Origin of the sequence: Proteiniphilum sp., assembly GCF_034331125.1 — a bacterium.
GTDB classification, from domain to species: domain Bacteria; phylum Bacteroidota; class Bacteroidia; order Bacteroidales; family Dysgonomonadaceae; genus Proteiniphilum; species Proteiniphilum saccharofermentans.
In genome coordinates, this window is record NZ_JAXQGC010000053.1 from 15,111 (window position 1) to 32,180 (window position 17,070).

A 17,070-nucleotide genomic window follows, 5' to 3' on the forward strand; every position below is an offset into this window, starting at 1 on the left:
TGATGGTTGATGATGGTTGATTAAATATCATGACCTATGAATTTATTAGAGCAGTTGAAGCTGTATACCAAAGTAGTGGCTGATACGGGCGATTTTGCCTCTATTGAAGCATACAAACCGGTCGATGCAACTACGAATCCTTCTTTGATTTATACTGCATCGCAAGACCCGAAGTATGCTTCGCTGGTAGATGATGCTATTGCCTATGGTAAAACGCAGCTAACCGACAAATCCGGGCAATTGGCAAAAGCGATGGATAAGTTGGCCGTGAATTTCGGATTAAAAATTTTGGAAATTGTTCCAGGAAGGGTTTCTACTGAAGTAGATGCCCGGTTGTCGTTTGACACTGAAGCGTCGGTGATCAAAGCCCGGGAATTCATAGCTCTCTATGAGATATCGGGGATTTCGAGGGAACGGATATTAATAAAACTCGCATCCACCTGGGAAGGGATAAAGGCCGCAGAAATACTTGAGAAAGAAGGAATTCATTGTAACCTGACCCTTCTCTTCTCTTTTGCACAAGCGGTTGCGTGTGCCGAAGCGGGTGTTCGTCTGATATCTCCCTTTGTAGGCCGGATTCTGGATCGGTACAAAAAAGAACAGGGTGTTACGGAAATTGCCGCTCATGAAGATCCGGGAGTGCTTTCTGTGAAAAAGATTTTCAATTATTACAAGAAATTTGGTTATAAGACCCAGGTAATGGGAGCCAGCTTCCGTAATATCGGAGAGATAGTGGAACTTGCCGGATGAATTGTTGACTATTGCTCCAAAGTTCCTCAAAGAGCTGGAGAATACCGAAGGTGTCTTAGTCCGGAAATTGAACGAGGAGGCTGCCAGACAATCTGAGATTGAACAAATCAGCATCGATGAAAAAACGTTCCGGTGGATGATAAACGAAGATGCCATGGCCACGGAAAAACTGGCGGAAGGGATCAGAAACTTCACGAAAGACTTAGAGAAACTCGAGGAACAAATGGCGAAAAGGTTGTAGGGGACAGGTGAAGAGATTCGTTTAGTACCTTTCCATAATCAATATCCAATCGTTATTTTTTCCTGATGACGGCGGAGTTGCCACGAAAGAACCTTTGGCTGCCTTGGCACCTATCCCGGTTTTTTTACCTGTACGGGGATTAAGCCAGATAAGTTTTATTTTTTTCGTTCCGGAAATTTTTTCCAGTGATACCTCCACACTATTTCCATGTGGAAGGTATATCAATGCATATCCATCTCCTTTTGTCGCGATGGCGTAGTCCTTGCTCTCTGTTTGTGGCGTTAAAATAATGGTGTTATCGGGTTGCCTGCTGAAAAAATCATATGATTCGAATAACCTGCGGGCATGTATCAGATCCCAGGCTCCCGGCAGGTCAAGGACATCATACCAGTTGTTCCGGACTCCTCCTACCGGGGTATAGCCAGGAGCCATGAACTGCCATACGGGATGGCAACCATAAGTATGTCCAAATGCCCCACTGAACAGACTCCAATACAATGCATGCCGCACATTGCTTTCATCGAACCAAAGATCGACACCTTCAGGTTGCCCTCTTACCGGATGATCTTCGTAACAAGGCTCCAGATTGATAGCCGGTTTAGTGGGTTGCCTGTTATAATCCCCGGCAATCAACTTTTCAAAAATATCGTAGGTATAATAGGCGTGTCCGGTCTGGCAACTATTAAAATCAAGCCAATCGTAATCATGAAACCAACTTCCGGATGTTTCCGCACCAATCGGGTGGAAGGTCATAAGATGATTGTTGTCTGCCGATCTGATCCCTTTAGCCATGGCATCCCAAATATCTTTGTTCCTGCCACCACCACTGCGATCCCCTCCGTTGATCCATATGATATTAGGGAAATCCTTGTAGCGTTCTCCTAAATATTGCCCGTAAGTATAAGCATTGTCGGTATCGAATACTACAGGGCCTGTGCCCCATTGAACATCTACTTTATCACCCCATGTAGGCAGCAGGCCAATATACATTCCCTTTCCTGCGGCTTTACGTATCACTTTATCCACCCATGCAAAATAAGCCTCGTTAGGTTTACGGGGATCGTTGCCGAGAAGAGGCCGGTCACCGTTTTTGTTGGGAGTGTTCAGCCCGTCCAATTCAGCAAGGATTACTGCCTGGATCACGTTAAACCCTTTTTCCCTTCGGTTTTCAAGGTAGGTGTCTATTTCCGTTTCATCCAGCCTGTGAAACAATTCCCATGCCGTGTCACCCAGGTAAAAGAATGGCGTGCCGTCGGCATGGCAAAGAAACCGTTTGTCGGGATGGACTTCCAATCTGCCATGTGAAAAATCAACCGCTTTCCCTTGCCATTTATCTTCCTGGGCATGGAGAATATACGTAGAAAAAATGAGTGCAAGGGCAAAAAATAATACCCTGATCTTATAGTTTGTGTTCATGATTGTATATTGTTGATAATAGATATGTTATCCCTTAAATTTTAAGTTGTGGCCATATGTTGCAAAGCAAATGTACATGATTTTCTTCAAAAAACCACATAGACGGCAAAGATAATACATTTTTATGCAAATATTATATCCTGTTTTAACGCTATAAACCTATATTTTTGTATAAATGAAAAAAATGATAATACGATTGAACTTACAAGATATTTTTTTGAGTCAATTTTAATTTCAGGTGTTGCGGCAAAACTATTCCAATACATTTCTGCTGCCTCTTTGTCGATTTTTCCATCAAAGACTATCATCCTGTACTTAAGAATATAATTACTTCCTTTCTGCAGTTCCCACGATCTATGGCGAATAGGGGTAAATTCGAAGAACATGTCACCTCTGCCTCCATTTGCATCGAGAGGCCAAACGCGCATAGGTTCAGGATGTGCACGATTTGAAGGATGGCTCAGAAAGAGAATCCCCGACCGGCCTTCCTGTACTTCCGATTCCCCTTCCACAATACACCAACGTGCGTTGCTGCCATCCGCATCGATCCTTGTTTTTCCTTCAGATGTCAGCACAGTAGAATTATCCTTTGTCCATTTTTCTGTTGCCCTGAAACCAATGCCACCTCCATATCTGTATGCGTCGAGCATGATACCGTCCGGCAATGGCGTATTTAATATAGTGGTATAGTCAATGATCCTTACTCCGTCGTGTATGTTCCAGGCTCTCACATCCAGAATCTCATTGATTGCTATCTGGTCTTCTCCCTTTGCTCCAAAATCAATATGTTGCTGCAACGCGCGAAAACCTGAGAATACACTTCCGGTTGTTTCGGACAAGAACCCGGCAAACTTCACCGTCCCCTGGCCTTCATACAAATTCCAGAAATCGACTTTCCGGTCATTTATGTGAGTTAATGTCCACGGACCCCAAATACCATAATGGTGATAATGATCGGGAGCCTGCACACGGGTTAATACTTCACCTCCCGGAGACCACAGGGGATGGATGAATCCTGAGCGCTTAAACAAAGGATCAACCCCTTCGGGGGGGTACATCGTACCAAAACGATAGCTTAAAATCTGCTGCTCTTTCTGACGAAGGGTGAGGTTTTCTCCCGATTTATAAATGTGAATATCAGTATTTGATTTATTGGGAGAATCCTGTTCTTGAAATTTAAGCACAAATTTCCTTGTTGAATTTTTTGCGGAAAAACCTTCTAATATAAACCAAAGGCGAGAAGTGTAATCCGATTCCAGTTGGCTGTGTATAAGTTTTTCTCCTGAAGGGGTGACCTCATATAATGCGAATGTTTCACTGGTTATATCAGCTATTAAATCATCTACCGAAATCGAAACAGGCGTATTAACGCAAGGTTTTTTAATAATAATTGAAAAGTTTATTGTTTGGGCAGATACACATAAAGAAGATATCCACACAAGTGTGAGCAACATTCCTCTTGATAGATTTGAAGTTTTCCTTTTCATTTCCCTGATTTGTTTAGATTTATATAGTATTTACGTAAACTGTTATTTACAGACAAACTTGAACTTATCCAGTTATTTCCATTACTGCCTGTCACTTTATTAAAAAATGCTTATATTCTCCCTAATATCTACCCTAACGCATGTTTTGTGTACGTGAACAGTCAGGATAAATCTTCAATTAATTTTCATTAAGGCTCAGATCACAAAAATAGCTTGGTGTTGTGTTAAAACAAAATATTATTTTTGCATATGAAGGTATAAAATTTGCAGGAATTATTCGGTCCGTTGATTTTTATATTCCACTATAGTAGTTAAAACCGCCGCTTTGGAGCGTCTTTACGGATTTATTTTACTTTTCACAATCCACTCTATTGCCGTTTGCAATCCCCTGATCTCCGACAGTCCTCTCATTCGCCCGACCAGTGGATAGCCGGGATTGGATTTTCTATGGAAATCATCCAGCATTTTCTTTCCGTGATCTGCCCTGAACGGGATCCTTATGTCTTCGCGTCCTTCGTTTTTTCGCCTGTATTGTTCTTTCAATAATAATTTCACGATCGGATACATATCTATATCTCCATCCAGATGTCCCGATTCATAAAAGCAATGATCATTTAAAAATCTCAGATTCCGGAGATGTGCAAAATGAATCCGGTCTGCGAATTTTTCAATAAACTGAAGTAAGTCATTGTCCTTTCTGGCCGCCAAAGAGCCGGTACAAAAAGTAAGTCCATTGGCAAGGGAACTGTTATGTGAGAATATCCGCTCAAAGTCTTCCACCGTACTGGCAATGCGTGGTAGCCCTAATAAAGAAAAAGGAGGGTCATCAGGATGGATGCACAATTGGATCCCATGCCTTTCGGCAACAGGTACCACCTCTTTAAGGAATAGGGAAAGATTATCCCTGAACCTGTCCGATCCTATTTCTTTATATTGTTCTATCGAATGGAGGAACAACTCTTTATAATCGTTGGTGTCTTCAACGGCACTATTAATGAAACCCTGTGTAATGATGATAATATTGTAGGCAAGTTCCTCTTTCTCCTTGTCATCCATAGACTCGTATATTTCCCTTGCTTTCAGGATAATGCTTTCCGGATAATCATCGGTTGCGCCCTCTCTCTTTAGAATGTACAGGTCAAAAGCGGCAAAAGTGTGATAATCAAACAGTATTGTTTCCGTGCCATCGCTGTCTTTGTAACGGAGATCCGTCCTTACCCAATCCAACACAGGCATAAAATTATAGCAGACGGTTTTGATACCGCATTGGGCCAGATTAACCAGGGAAGTTTTATAATTTTCCATATGTTCATCCCGCTTATCCGTTCCTAATTTTATGTCGTTCGATACCGGCAGGCTCTCCACAACACTCCACTTAAGGCCTTCCTGTTCAATCATTTTTTTTACGGGCAGGATGTCATCGACATGCCAGGCAGTACCCGGCTTTATGTGATGCAAAGAGGTGACGATACCTTCTACGCCGATCTGTTTTAAATCGGACAGGCTGATTGTATCGTCCATGCCAAACCATCTCCAAGTCCTTTCCAACAACATGATTCATTCTATGTTTTATGGCCGATAGACGGCGGTGTTATTCAGTTTACAAATGTATTCATATTTATAAATATCCGACAAGTTTGATATTTGCAATTATTAATACTATATTTGCGGCAAATTATATGGCTATGGCAAAAATAATGCATGAGAAGCTGAATCTCAGCAGCGGGTCACCGGTGAAGATAAAATGGTGTGATTATGATTATTTCAAATTTCCCTGGCATTTTCATGAAGAGTATGAAATTGTATATATATTGAAAAGTACCGGTACGCGATTTGTGGGGAATAATGTCGAGCTGTTTTCCGATGAAGATTTGGTGCTGCTTGGAAGCAGTGTCCCCCATATGTACAGAAATGATATTCAATATTATCAGAATGACCCGAAGTACAGGGTGAATGCTATTACCCTTCAATTTTCCAAGGATTTTTTTCATTATTCCCTTCAACAGTATCCGGAATTTTCCAAGATAAAAAAATTACTGGAGGATGCTAAATACGGCATTTACTTTGAGAAGGATGCGAATAAGACAATAAGAAAAAGAATAACAAAGGCACTTCGGTTAAGTGGGCTTGACTTACTTTTGGAGACAATAAAAATTCTTTCCATGATGAGCCAGTCACAAGAAAAGAGGTTATTGAGGGATGAGAGTGAAGATACTCTTATAAATATCCATGATAAAGATCCCCGTATAATTAAAGTCAAAGCTTTCCTGCATCGTGAATATACTAAAGCAATTACACTGCAAGATATTGCAGATATCGCAGGGATGAATGTAAGTGCATTCTGTCGTTACTTTCTGGAAAAAACGAGTAAGACCTGTTTTCAATATATCAACGAACTCCGGATCAGTTATGCATGTAAACTGTTGTTGGAAAGAAGGCTGACGATAACCCAGATTTGCTACGAAACAGGGTATAATAATATTTCCAATTTTAACAGGCAGTTCAAAAAGATAATGGGTTATACGCCTACAGAATATATACTGGAGTTTAATAAGGCTGTGTAAATATATTTCCGTGTACCGGAACCGTTTCTGTATTCTCACATAAATTCAAAATTAATTCGTTACTTTGTAAAAACAATTACACTTATCTTGTTTATTCACTAACATGTTTGTGTTTATTAAATATCTATAAAATCACCCTATATGCAACGAAAAGTTCGTATTAAGGATATTGCGCAAATGGCGGGAGTTTCGGCAGGCACGGTCGACCGGATACTTCATAACAGGGGAAATGTATCTGAATCGGCACGTATTGCTGTTGAGAAGGTGCTGAAGAAAGTAAATTACAAGCCGAATATCCATATCTCCGGATTATCATTAAAGAGAAAATACAAGGTGGTAATCACTACTCCGCATGTGATGGAGGGGGAATATTGGGAGAGTATCCATTCCGGTATCCGCCATGCTTTGGAAGAGTTTGAAAATATCCGGGTACAGTGTTTGATATATACTTATAACCAATATGATATTTATTCCTGCAGGGAGGTGCATGACCAGATAGCACAGACAGATGCCGATGCGGTCATTATCGGTGCTACTTTCAAGGAAGTGACCGTCCGCCTGACGAAACAGTTGGATGAAAGAGAAATCCCCTATGTTTTTGTTGACTCTCCCCTGGAGGATACTTCACCGCTCGCTTTTTTTACTTCCGACCATTATATTTGCGGTTATCTGGTGGCCAAACTGATTACCTCCATCATTCCTTCAGGGAGTGATATTGGGATGTTGCAGGCTGTGAGGATAGGAGCCCAGAGTGCCAATACGAGTATACTGAGAAAGCAAGGATTTAATGATTATCTCAGCGAAAAGGGCATCACCAACAGTGTGCGGAGAATACCTTTTACTGCTATGGAACCGGAAAAATTTGACCAACAGTTGGAAGAATTTTTTCAGACCCAGCAGAATATTGGGGGAATAGTGGTACTTAACTCGAGGGGAGGGCTTATTGCCGATTATTTCGATAGAAACGGGATCGATGATATCAGGCTGGTTTGTCTGGACCTTACGGCACCCAATATAAGGGGATTGAAAAATGGATATATCGATTTTCTGATCGGGCAGGAACCGGAACACCAGGGTTTTCTGGCAATGAAAACATTAATTGAATATCTGATATACCGGAAACCGGTAAAAGTAGAGAATTACACACAGCTTGATATTCTAACCAAAGAGACTATCGGTTATTACAACCAGTTCAATTTCATGTCATGAATATTATCCTGTCTCAATCTAGGTCACCTTCGTTTAACTTAGCCGCAGAAGAACATCTTTTCTCAAGAATAGGAGAAGATTTCTTACTGCTGTATGTCAATGAACCAAGTGTTATCATCGGATCTAATCAGGCTGTATTGAATGAGGTTGACCAGGACTTCTGCATTGAACACGATATCCGTATTGTACGTCGATTGTCGGGTGGGGGAGCAGTGTATCATGATACAGGCAACCTGAATTACAGTTTTATTCATGGAAAAACAGGGGAGCCGTTGAGCACTCGTTTCCTTGATCCGGTAGTGGAGACATTGCGTACTTTGGATATTCCCGTTGAAGTAAGGAAACGAAAGGATCTTTGGTTAGAGGGCTATAAAATATCCGGTACTGCATCACATCTTTCTAAAGGTCGGGAGATACATCACGGTACGTTGCTTTATGACACTGACTTGGAGATGCTTTTGAAGGCTCTCAACCCTGAAAAGAGGGATCTGGTCAGGAAGGCAACCGCTTCGGTTCCCAGTCCCGTGAAAAATATCCGGTCATATTTAGAAAATATGAAAGGAATCAGTCCTGAGCCTGAGCAATTTTTCCGGCAGTTTGTGCAGCAGGTGGGCCTGGTACTGGGGACAGGGAATATCGACTCTTTTGGAAGCCGTGAGAAAGAGGAGATAGAAGTATTACAAAGAGACAAGTATATACAAAGGATGTGGAATTACAGGATGTAATAGCTATTTAGCCGGGACGGTTCTGGAATTTCACGTAAAAGGATTTACTGCAGGTTGGGAATATTCCTGTAATTGGCCATACAGTCGTCCCTGCCAGGTATCCCTTTCCCGGAAGCGTTTCATGATTTTTTCCGTTACCACATAATTCTTCTGATCCCAAGCAGGTGCAATCAACAGTTTTTTTGGAGATTGGGAGGTGAACCGTTCGATATAAATTTCCGGTTTCAGCCGTTCCGCAAAGTCGATACACAGATCCACATATTCATCCAGTTCGAAAAGGTGAAACGATTCCGGTAATAACCTGAACTCTTTTGCCATGGCGGTTCCCTTGATGATCTGTAACTGATGTAGTTTCAGGGTTGTCAGAGGTAGTTGTGAAAGCTTGTCTGCATGAGAGAGTATTTCTTCAGTACTTTCCCCCGGCAATCCCAGGATCATATGTGCACCTGTCACAATGTTTCGTCCGGCAGTTTCCCTGATCATTTCTGCGGATTCCTCATAAGTATGCTGACGGTTTATCCTCTCCAACGTTTTATTCAATGTTGATTCTACGCCATATTCCACCATGACAAACGTTTTTTTACTGAGTGCTTCAAAATAATCGAGCAGTTCTTTTGGCATACAGTCGGGGCGGGTACCTACTATCAATCCTACAACGTTGGGGTAGGAGAGAGCCTCTTCATATTTGGAGATAAGAGAATCCAGACTGTCGTAGGTGTTGGTATAGGATTGGAAATAGGCGAGGTATTTCATCTCCGGATATTTGTGAGAAAAGAAATTGATACCGTCGGCCAGTTGTTCTGAAATAGTTTTGGTCGGTTTGCCATAGCCGGGGCTGAAGCTCTGGTTGTTACAATAAGTGCATCCGCCACGTCCTTTACTTCCATCACGGTTGGGGCAGGTAAAGCCGGCATTGACGGAAATTTTTTGTACTTTATAGGGAAATTTTGCTGAAAGGAATTCGGCAAAATCACGATATGGTTTGTCGTTTGAGAACACGATCGTCAAATTTGTTGATATAATAATGGTGGGATATTAAACCTCTATCTTAAACAATTGTAGGAGTAAAATGTTTTCGATATATGGGGAGGGAAATAAAACTGAAATAACGGGAATATGACTCACGCCGCATTCCCGTTCAGAAATTTATATATTAAAAAAGTAGAGTTAATTAACCGGTTATTTTTTCCTGATCGTGTATAATTCCCATTTCAGAACGACATTTCCACTGCCGTTTTTGATAACCCGCACTTCTTCCATCTTATCGGATGATTTGCGTATATATTCCGATACACGATTGTCTTTGCCATTGCGGACATAGGAAGTGTTTTCAAATTTATCACTCTCCAAGGCTTTATCCACTTCGGCCATAAAACTCTTCTGAAAACTTTCATTGGCTGAATTCAGAATAAGCATTTTCTCATTTTCCTTGTTACGATCCGATTTAAACCGGATATTAAATGCATCTGTTTTCAGATTTTCCAGGTCTGCCCTATCCAACACAGAGCCGGCACTTCCTTTTCTATATACATAATTGAAGCGTTCATCTTCCATATATTTATCGAATAATTTCTCTACCTGTTGTGCTGATGCTACTGCTGAAAATACCAGCATTATAAGCATAATTGAAAATAATTTCTTCATAATGTGTTGGATTTTATTGTTTATAATTTGTTTTTATACATTCTATTTTTTGATCTGTCTCTTTTAATATCTTCTCGGCATTAAGATCTTGATTTATAGTGGCCGCTTCACGGAAAAGCTGATAGGAGTTCTCTATGATCTTGTCCGTTTCCGAAAGCATATGCTCGGCGTATTGCTGTGCTTTATGCTGATTGACGACCTGTTTGCCGTTTACAATAACCATATATTCAGGATGTTGTGAGCGTGCGTACTGCAGGTTAGAGAATGCGACAGCCAGTAGTCCTATCGCGGCTGATCCTAACAGTAGAATGATTATACGTCGTGTAATCGCAGGTCTCCTTGTTTTCTTTTCAGGGAAGGTCATCACCGGCGCTTTTATCTGTTTCTCCGAATTAAAAGCAGCAAAAAGCGATTTGTATATTGCATGCTCAGGCAATATGCTGCTTCCTTCGAAGTATTGTTTCAGCCTTCTCTCTTCTTCGGTCGATGACAGGCCGTTGAAGTATTTCTCAAGCAGGTTATCTATATCGTTCATATACTTTATTCTCCTTTTTTCGGTTGTTTATAATCATATCGCGAAGTTTTTTCCGCGCCCGGGAGAGGTTTACGGTGACGGCATTTTCCGTCATCGACATTATCCGGGCGATCTCCTCCAATTCCATCTCTTCCACATCTTTCATGCGGAGAATAGTTCGTTGCATTTCGGGCAGTGTATCGATCATACTACCGATGTGGTTTATCATATCAGCTTGTTCCGTTTGTTGATGCGGACTGGGAGCGTTGTATTCAGTGTCGGCCGGAATTTCATGTGTGTGAATTGACTTCCGGATCATATCGAGGCACAGATTACGCATCGATGTGAGTACAAATGCCTGATAATTGGCAATGGCATCCAATTGCTCGCGCTTTTCCCACAGCCGCATCATAAGTTCCTGCAATGCATCTTTTGCACTGCTTTCATCTTTTAGGATCGATAGTGCCATCCGATATGATTTATCGGAGAGGCAAAGGATCTGATATTGGAACTGCCGGACATTCATATACTATATAGACGAATATAATGGGAAATTCTTACATAACCTGGTCGATTTTTTTTATAAAATAAATCCATAAAAAAAACTGCCCGGATTTCCGGACAGTTTTTACATTGTGTAGATAAAGAATTATTATTCTTTATCTGTTTCGGGTTTTTCGGTTTCAGCTTTGTTTTCTGCTTTCGACTCTTCCGAAGTAGTTTCTTCCGCTTTCACTTCTGCCTTAGTTTCGGCAACTTCAGGAGTTCCTGCTTTCACTTCTTCGGTTTTAGTTTTCACCTCTTCCGCTTTTGCTTCAGCAGCTTTGGCCTCTTTGGCAGCTTCTTCCTGTTTCACCTTCTTATTGAGTGCTTCTATTTTTTGGCTATCGAGTTTTTCCTTCAATGCAGCCAACTCTTCGATATCACCCAGGGTGGTTCTTTCCATTGCCGGGATAGCCGCAGCGGCTTCGTTTCCGCCTTCTTTTCTACCACCGGTACGCTTATTCCCTTTCTTCCTGGAATCATCTGCCAGATCTTCATGGATACGGCTGTGAGAGACAATGATACGTTTTGCATCTTTATTGAACTCAATTACTTTGAATTCCAGTTTCTCATCCAACTGTGCCTGAGAGTTATCCTCTTTCACAAGGTGTTTGGGTGTTGCGAATCCTTCCACGCCATAAGGCAGAGAAACAACTGCCCCCTTGTCGAGCATTTCGATGATAGTACCTTCATGGATGGAACCTACAGTGAAGATAGTTTCAAATACGTCCCAAGGATTTTCTTCCAGTTGTTTGTGGCCGAGACTCAAACGACGGTTTTCCTTGTCAATGTCGAGTACCTGTACTTCAATCGGAGCACCGATCTCAGTCACTTCGCTCGGGTGTTTGATTTTCTTCGTCCAGGAGAGGTCGGAGATATGAATCAATCCTTCTACACCATCTTCAATTTCAACAAATGCGCCGAAGTTGGTGAAGTTGCGCACAGTTGCAGTATGAGTGCTGCCAACCGGATATTTCTGTTCGATATCTTCCCATGGGTCGGGTTTGAGTTGTTTGATACCGAGAGACATTTTACGTTCGTCGCGGTCGAGAGTCAGGATGACTGCCTCTACCTCTTCGCCTACGCTCATAAAGTCTTGTGCGCTATGCAGGTGTTGTGTCCAGCTCATTTCTGAAACGTGGATCAATCCTTCTACGCCCGGTGCTATTTCTACAAATGCGCCGTAATCAGCAATCACAACCACTTTACCTTTGACGATGTCACCTACTTTCAGGGTTTCGCTCAATGAATCCCATGGGTGCGGGGTCAGCTGTTTCAGACCAAGTGCGATGCGTTTTTTCTCGTTGTCGAAATCGAGGATTACCACGTTGATCTTGTCGTCCAGTTTCACCACTTCATCCGGGTGCTGGATACGTCCCCAGGAGAGGTCGGTGATATGTACAAGACCGTCCACACCGCCAAGGTCGACGAATACACCGTAAGAAGTGATGTTTTTCACGACACCTTCGAGTACCTGTCCTTTTTCGAGTTTCGAGATAATCTCTTTTTTCTGCTGTTCGAGTTCTTCCTCAATAAGGGCTTTGTGAGATACCACCACGTTCTTGTATTCAGGGTTGATTTTAACTACCTTGAATTCCATTGTCTTGTCGACAAAGATGTCGTAATCGCGGATAGGTTTCACGTCGATTTGTGAACCGGGGAGGAACGCCTCGATACCGAATACATCCACGATCATACCACCTTTTGTACGGCATTTGATGTATCCGTTAATAACTTCGTTGTTTTCGAGCGCGGCATTGACCCGATCCCAAGAGCGGGAAGCACGTGCTTTTTTGTGAGAAAGGATCAACTGTCCTTTTTTATCTTCCTGGCTTTCGATGTAAACTTCTACTTCGTCACCAACTTTCAGGTTCGGGTTGTAACGGAACTCATTCATCGATACCACGCCATCGGATTTATAACCGATGTTTACAACCACTTCGCGTTTGTTCATGGAGGTCACAGTACCTGTTACTACTTCCTTGTCATTGATTTTATTCAAGGTGTTGTCGTAGCTTTCGGTAAGTTTTTCTTTACTTTCTTTGCTGTAAGAATCACCTTCAGCATAGGCGGCCCAGTCGAAATCTTCCATTGGAGCCACATTGTTTAAATTTTCTGTCATTTGTTATGAAATAATTTTTTCAATTAAATAAGTGAGACATTATATTGATAAAAAACGGTGCAAAGGTAGTTGTTTCTTTGTTAATAGACAACTATTTGCACCATTAATTTTTTGAGTGAAAACGGTTCCGGATAGTATTTGCAGGTCAGAATACGACTAAATCTTTATCTGACGATATTTTGTGACCACAAAATATCTAAAGGACTCTGCTTTAGCCCTATTCATTGATCAGAGTAACAGGCCGTTCTGCACCTCTTGTCTTGTTTTAAGGCCGGCAATCTGCTCTACCAACCTTAATGCAAACTCGAATGCCAGTCCCGGGCCCCTTCCTGTGGTAATATTGCCGTCGACCACTACATTTTCACCTGTTGTCTGCGCACCTGCCAGTTCGGCTTCAAACCCGGGATAGCAGGTGGCCCGTTTGTCATTAAGCAGGCCAAGTCCACCCAATACCATTGGTGCTGCACAAATAGCGGCGATTTGTTTTCCTTCTCCGTTAGACTTTGTGATCAGTTCTTTTAACCCTTCATGTTCGTTGAGGTTTTTGGCGCCCGGCATTCCACCCGGCAAGATTAATACCTCAACATTTGAAAAGTCGGCTTGCTGAAAGGTTGTATCCGCAATGACTGTCACGTTATGTGCACCGGTCACGGTTTTTGTATCTGAAATCGATACAGTCTCAACCGGTATCTGCGCTCTTCTTAAAATATCTACGGTCGCGAGCGCTTCAATTTCTTCAAAACCGTTTGCTAAAAAGAGGGCTACTTTCTTCATGATTGCAGTATTTTAGTGAAACTTAAATAATATCTCTCCTTATAGAGAGAGTAAGATATTTTGGGGTTTACCTGTATATCTTTTAATTGAGATTAAATCGATAAGTAATGGTTCCCTGCTGGTTATTAGCAGAGTTTATCGCATTGAATTTAGTGCTTCGGGCCGCTCGTAATGCTTCTTCACGGAGAGTGGCGCTGGGGGTGTTCGTGCCACGTCCGATTTCCGTGTGGATCACGTTGCCGGCAGGATCCACTGTAATATTGACAACGACAGTCCCATAGTCGTTCACAGTATACCGGGGTTGAATAAGCCCACCACTGCCCAAACTGCGTCCACCCAAATCATAGGAGCCTATTCCTCCATTACCGGAGGGTGAGCCTTGCGTAGCGTTTCCGGTAGAAACTCCCTGCGTTCCTTCCCCTTCAGTATTACCGCGGCTTTCCGAACTTTCTCCGAAGAGTCCTGACATCTGGCGGTTGATTTCACGCTTACGTGCTTCTTCTTCTTCTTCTTTCCGGCGTCGCTCAGCCTCTTCCCTCGCCCTGCGTTCAGCCTCCAATTGTGCCCTGCGTCGTTCTTCTTCCCGTTGAGCTTCCACATCGATGGTAGGTTCCGTTGTTTGGGTAATTAACGGTTCAGCCGGAGAATAAGGGGGGATCTCAGGTGAAGGTGCAGGTGTTATCTCTGTAATGGGAGGTTCGACAATGCCGAAAGCATCTTCAGTCGTTCCGAACATTACCGGTATCCCTTCCAGTTCTTCGGGTGGAAATGATAATGTGAAAACAGAGAATAACAAGATGAGGAAAAGCAATATCGTAAAGATTGCCGTTCCTATTATTCCTCCTATTTTTTCTCTTGTAATCATGTTTCTGATAACTGAATTTAGTGTATACTTATGATCAGGGCACTTTTATTCGCTTCTATACCGTATCATTATTTCCTTGAATAATTCGGCTGTAGTAGGGGGCGTATAGGAAACCGCATTGGCACCGGCTTCAATTACCTGCCGGATGGTCTCGTCGGTTTTTCCTTTTAATTCGGTCGCGTCATCAGTACCATTTTGAATTGGTTCTGATTGGCAATATCCAGCACACGGACAATCTCCCGGTAGGGTACGGTCTCATCTGCATAGAGTGCGACGAATATACTGGGATCGGCCGAATAGACCGATTGCAGGAAAGGCGTGATATCTTCGAAAGATACCTGCCGTTCCGTCTCATTGGCATTTGCCACGTAATAATTGATATCCTTGTCTATGGTTACCCGTGTAATAGGTTTTGCCTGGGTTTGTTGCTGAGACCTTGGCAATAACACCTGTATGGAATTAGGTACGACGAAGGTGGAGGTAATCATAAAGAAAATAAGCAGCAGGAAGATCACATCCGTCATGGACGCCATGCTGAAATTAGTCTCTATTGTAAACCGTTGTTTTAAAGCCATAAAACTAATGTGCTAATGTGATGATTTAACAATCAGTAAATCAATAAATCAACTAATCAATCATACTGCCGGTTCATTGAGGATATCCATGAACTCCATCACCCTCATCTCCAATTTATTTACAATTCCCTTGATCCGGGTAGTAAGGTAGTTGTACGAAAATAGTGCGATAATCCCTACGATAAGCCCGGCAACGGTAGTCACCAATGCTTCGTAAATACCGGCGGAGAGGGTGGTTATACTTACGTTGGCCCCTGCGTTTGCCATACTCATAAAAGCATTCACCATTCCGGTCACAGTACCCAGGAATCCAACCATAGGAGCCGCCGATGCAGAAGTAGCCAATACGGGCAACCCTTTTTCCAGTTTTGATATTTCAATATTGCCCTGATTTTCAATGGCTGACATTACGTCGGCAGTCGGCCTTCCCAAACGGGAAATACCTTTTTCCACCATACGGGCTGAAGGAGTGTCGGTATTGCGACAGAGTGCAACTGCAGCATCGATTTTACCGTCGTGGATATAATCTTTGATGCGATTCATGAATGAATTGTCCTCTTTGCTTTCTTTGTTGATGACCAATGTTCTCTCAATAAGAACATAAATAGTCATCAGCAGAAGGATGAGCAGAACGACCATCAACCAACCGCCTTTCAAGGCAAGATCGAAAGCGTTCATTGTGACAGCTTCAGTCTCGGCAGTCGCTACTTGCTGCATGGTGTCATAAATTGCCTGGGCTGTATCTCCCGGCACAGGTATTTGCAATAGATTCATTTTATACTTATTCTAAAAGAAAATTTTACTAGCGAAAACTTGTGGATAAAGATAGTTAATTTAGATTGTCAAACCTCTTCCGGAGACTCTTTTAAACAATTTTTATACGCTTTTATTGTTTCTTTCAACCCCATATAGAGTGCATCGCTAATGAGCGAATGACCTATTGATACTTCTTTTAGCCAGGAGATATTCTGGTAAAGATAAGCGAGATTCTCCAGATTCAGATCGTGTCCTGCATTTACGCCTAATCCGAGGTTTTTTGCCAGAGTGGCAGCTTCAATAAAGGGCGCTATAGCCTTTTCCCTGTCTGCCCGGTATGCTTCGGCATAAGGGCCGGTATAGAGTTCAACCCTGTCCGTGCCGATTTGCGATGCCATCCGTACCATTTCCGGATTGGCATTGATGAAAATAGAGGTGCGTACCCCCATCGCCTGAAACTCATTGACAACATCGGTCAGAAAACCTTTATGTGTAACAGTATCCCATCCGGCATCTGAGGTGATAGCATCATGGGCGTCGGGTACAAGCGTTACCTGCGTGGGCCTGATCTTTCTGATCAAAGAGATGAATTCCGGCGTAGGATTCCCCTCAATATTGAATTCCGTATATACTTTTGCCTGCAAATCAAAGACATCGTTATAGCGGATATGGCGCTGATCGGGGCGGGGGTGCACTGTAATCCCTTCGGCACCGAAAAGTTGACAATCGGTAGCCACCTGCACCAGATCGGGGATATTTCCACCGCGCGCATTCCTCAAAGTAGCTACTTTGTTTACATTTACACTGAGTTTGGTCATAAAAAGAAAAAAATAAAAACCCGTGGGAACTTTCAATTAGGCAAAATTTTGCCATCTTTGTAAATCA

The 17,070-nt window shown here is 42.5% G+C and carries 18 protein-coding genes; 5 read left to right on the plus strand and 13 right to left on the minus strand.

Translation table 11 applies throughout. The features are described from left to right. Positions 1–36: 36 nt before the first annotated feature. Both tal and U2P89_RS15265 read left to right on the plus strand, forming a co-directional pair. The gene (gene tal, locus U2P89_RS12985) at positions 37–750 is read left to right on the plus strand and encodes a transaldolase (RefSeq protein ID WP_416188639.1); all 714 of its coding nucleotides are present in this window, start codon (positions 37–39) and stop codon (positions 748–750) included. Beyond that, on the plus strand, positions 740–991 hold the full coding sequence (locus tag U2P89_RS15265; protein WP_416188640.1) for a transaldolase family protein: 252 nt from the start codon (positions 740–742) through the stop codon (positions 989–991). Before tal ends, U2P89_RS15265 begins: the two co-directional genes overlap by 11 nt. 21 nt (positions 992–1,012) lie before the next feature. On the opposite strand, the gene U2P89_RS12990 is transcribed toward U2P89_RS15265, so the two are convergent. From U2P89_RS12990 to uxuA, 3 genes are all read right to left on the minus strand, one after another. After that, on the minus strand, positions 1,013–2,407 hold the full coding sequence (locus U2P89_RS12990; protein WP_322191597.1) for a glycoside hydrolase family 140 protein: 1,395 nt from the start codon (positions 2,405–2,407) through the stop codon (positions 1,013–1,015). Between the two features lie 122 nt (positions 2,408–2,529). Further along, entirely contained in the window at positions 2,530–3,591 is a 1,062-nt protein-coding gene (locus tag U2P89_RS12995) for a PmoA family protein (RefSeq protein ID WP_322191598.1), read from the minus strand. A gap of 639 nt (positions 3,592–4,230) precedes the next feature. Further along, on the minus strand, positions 4,231–5,448 hold the full coding sequence (uxuA, locus tag U2P89_RS13000) for a mannonate dehydratase (protein ID WP_322191599.1): 1,218 nt from the start codon (positions 5,446–5,448) through the stop codon (positions 4,231–4,233). 131 nt (positions 5,449–5,579) lie between these two features. Here uxuA and U2P89_RS13005 point away from each other — a divergent pair, with 131 nt between their 5' ends. From U2P89_RS13005 to U2P89_RS13015, 3 genes are all read left to right on the plus strand, one after another. Then, complete coding sequence (locus U2P89_RS13005; RefSeq protein ID WP_076932195.1) at positions 5,580–6,458, plus strand: AraC family transcriptional regulator; 879 nt, start codon at positions 5,580–5,582, stop codon at positions 6,456–6,458. Between the two features lie 141 nt (positions 6,459–6,599). Next, positions 6,600–7,667, plus strand: a complete 1,068-nt coding sequence (locus tag U2P89_RS13010; protein ID WP_076930876.1) for a LacI family DNA-binding transcriptional regulator — start codon at positions 6,600–6,602, stop codon at positions 7,665–7,667. Next, a complete protein-coding gene (locus tag U2P89_RS13015) occupies positions 7,664–8,392 on the plus strand; it encodes a lipoate--protein ligase family protein (protein WP_092027049.1) in 729 nt (242 codons plus the stop codon). The genes U2P89_RS13010 and U2P89_RS13015 overlap by 4 nt, the downstream gene beginning before the upstream one ends. Before the next feature lie 30 nt (positions 8,393–8,422). Here U2P89_RS13015 and U2P89_RS13020 read toward each other — a convergent pair whose 3' ends face one another. From U2P89_RS13020 to U2P89_RS13065, 10 genes are all read right to left on the minus strand, one after another. Beyond that, a complete protein-coding gene (locus tag U2P89_RS13020; RefSeq protein WP_322191609.1) occupies positions 8,423–9,394 on the minus strand; it encodes a TIGR01212 family radical SAM protein in 972 nt (323 codons plus the stop codon). Positions 9,395–9,571: 177 nt separating this feature from the next. Further along, positions 9,572–10,036, minus strand: coding sequence for a DUF4252 domain-containing protein (locus U2P89_RS13025; protein WP_076930874.1), 465 nt, complete (start codon positions 10,034–10,036; stop codon positions 9,572–9,574). Between the two features lie 13 nt (positions 10,037–10,049). After that, positions 10,050–10,571: a hypothetical protein gene (locus U2P89_RS13030; RefSeq protein ID WP_322191600.1), complete on the minus strand. Its 522-nt coding sequence runs from the start codon at positions 10,569–10,571 to the stop codon at positions 10,050–10,052. Next, positions 10,555–11,076, minus strand: coding sequence for an RNA polymerase sigma factor (locus U2P89_RS13035; protein ID WP_092027047.1), 522 nt, complete (start codon positions 11,074–11,076; stop codon positions 10,555–10,557). The genes U2P89_RS13030 and U2P89_RS13035 overlap by 17 nt, the downstream gene beginning before the upstream one ends. Positions 11,077–11,202: 126 nt before the next feature. Beyond that, entirely contained in the window at positions 11,203–13,215 is a 2,013-nt protein-coding gene (gene rpsA / locus U2P89_RS13040; RefSeq protein ID WP_322191601.1) for a 30S ribosomal protein S1, read from the minus strand. Positions 13,216–13,443: 228 nt separating this feature from the next. Beyond that, entirely contained in the window at positions 13,444–13,989 is a 546-nt protein-coding gene (locus U2P89_RS13045; protein WP_092027043.1) for a DJ-1 family glyoxalase III, read from the minus strand. A gap of 82 nt (positions 13,990–14,071) precedes the next feature. Continuing rightward, positions 14,072–14,854: an energy transducer TonB gene (locus tag U2P89_RS13050; RefSeq protein WP_322191602.1), complete on the minus strand. Its 783-nt coding sequence runs from the start codon at positions 14,852–14,854 to the stop codon at positions 14,072–14,074. Positions 14,855–15,021: 167 nt separating this feature from the next. After that, positions 15,022–15,429, minus strand: coding sequence for an ExbD/TolR family protein (locus U2P89_RS13055; protein WP_091908058.1), 408 nt, complete (start codon positions 15,427–15,429; stop codon positions 15,022–15,024). A 60-nt stretch (positions 15,430–15,489) separates the two neighbouring features. Continuing rightward, positions 15,490–16,146, minus strand: coding sequence for a MotA/TolQ/ExbB proton channel family protein (locus U2P89_RS13060; RefSeq protein ID WP_232001561.1), 657 nt, complete (start codon positions 16,144–16,146; stop codon positions 15,490–15,492). A 125-nt stretch (positions 16,147–16,271) separates the two neighbouring features. Then, a complete protein-coding gene (locus U2P89_RS13065; protein WP_091908106.1) occupies positions 16,272–17,003 on the minus strand; it encodes a pyridoxine 5'-phosphate synthase in 732 nt (243 codons plus the stop codon). Positions 17,004–17,070 lie beyond the last annotated feature (67 nt).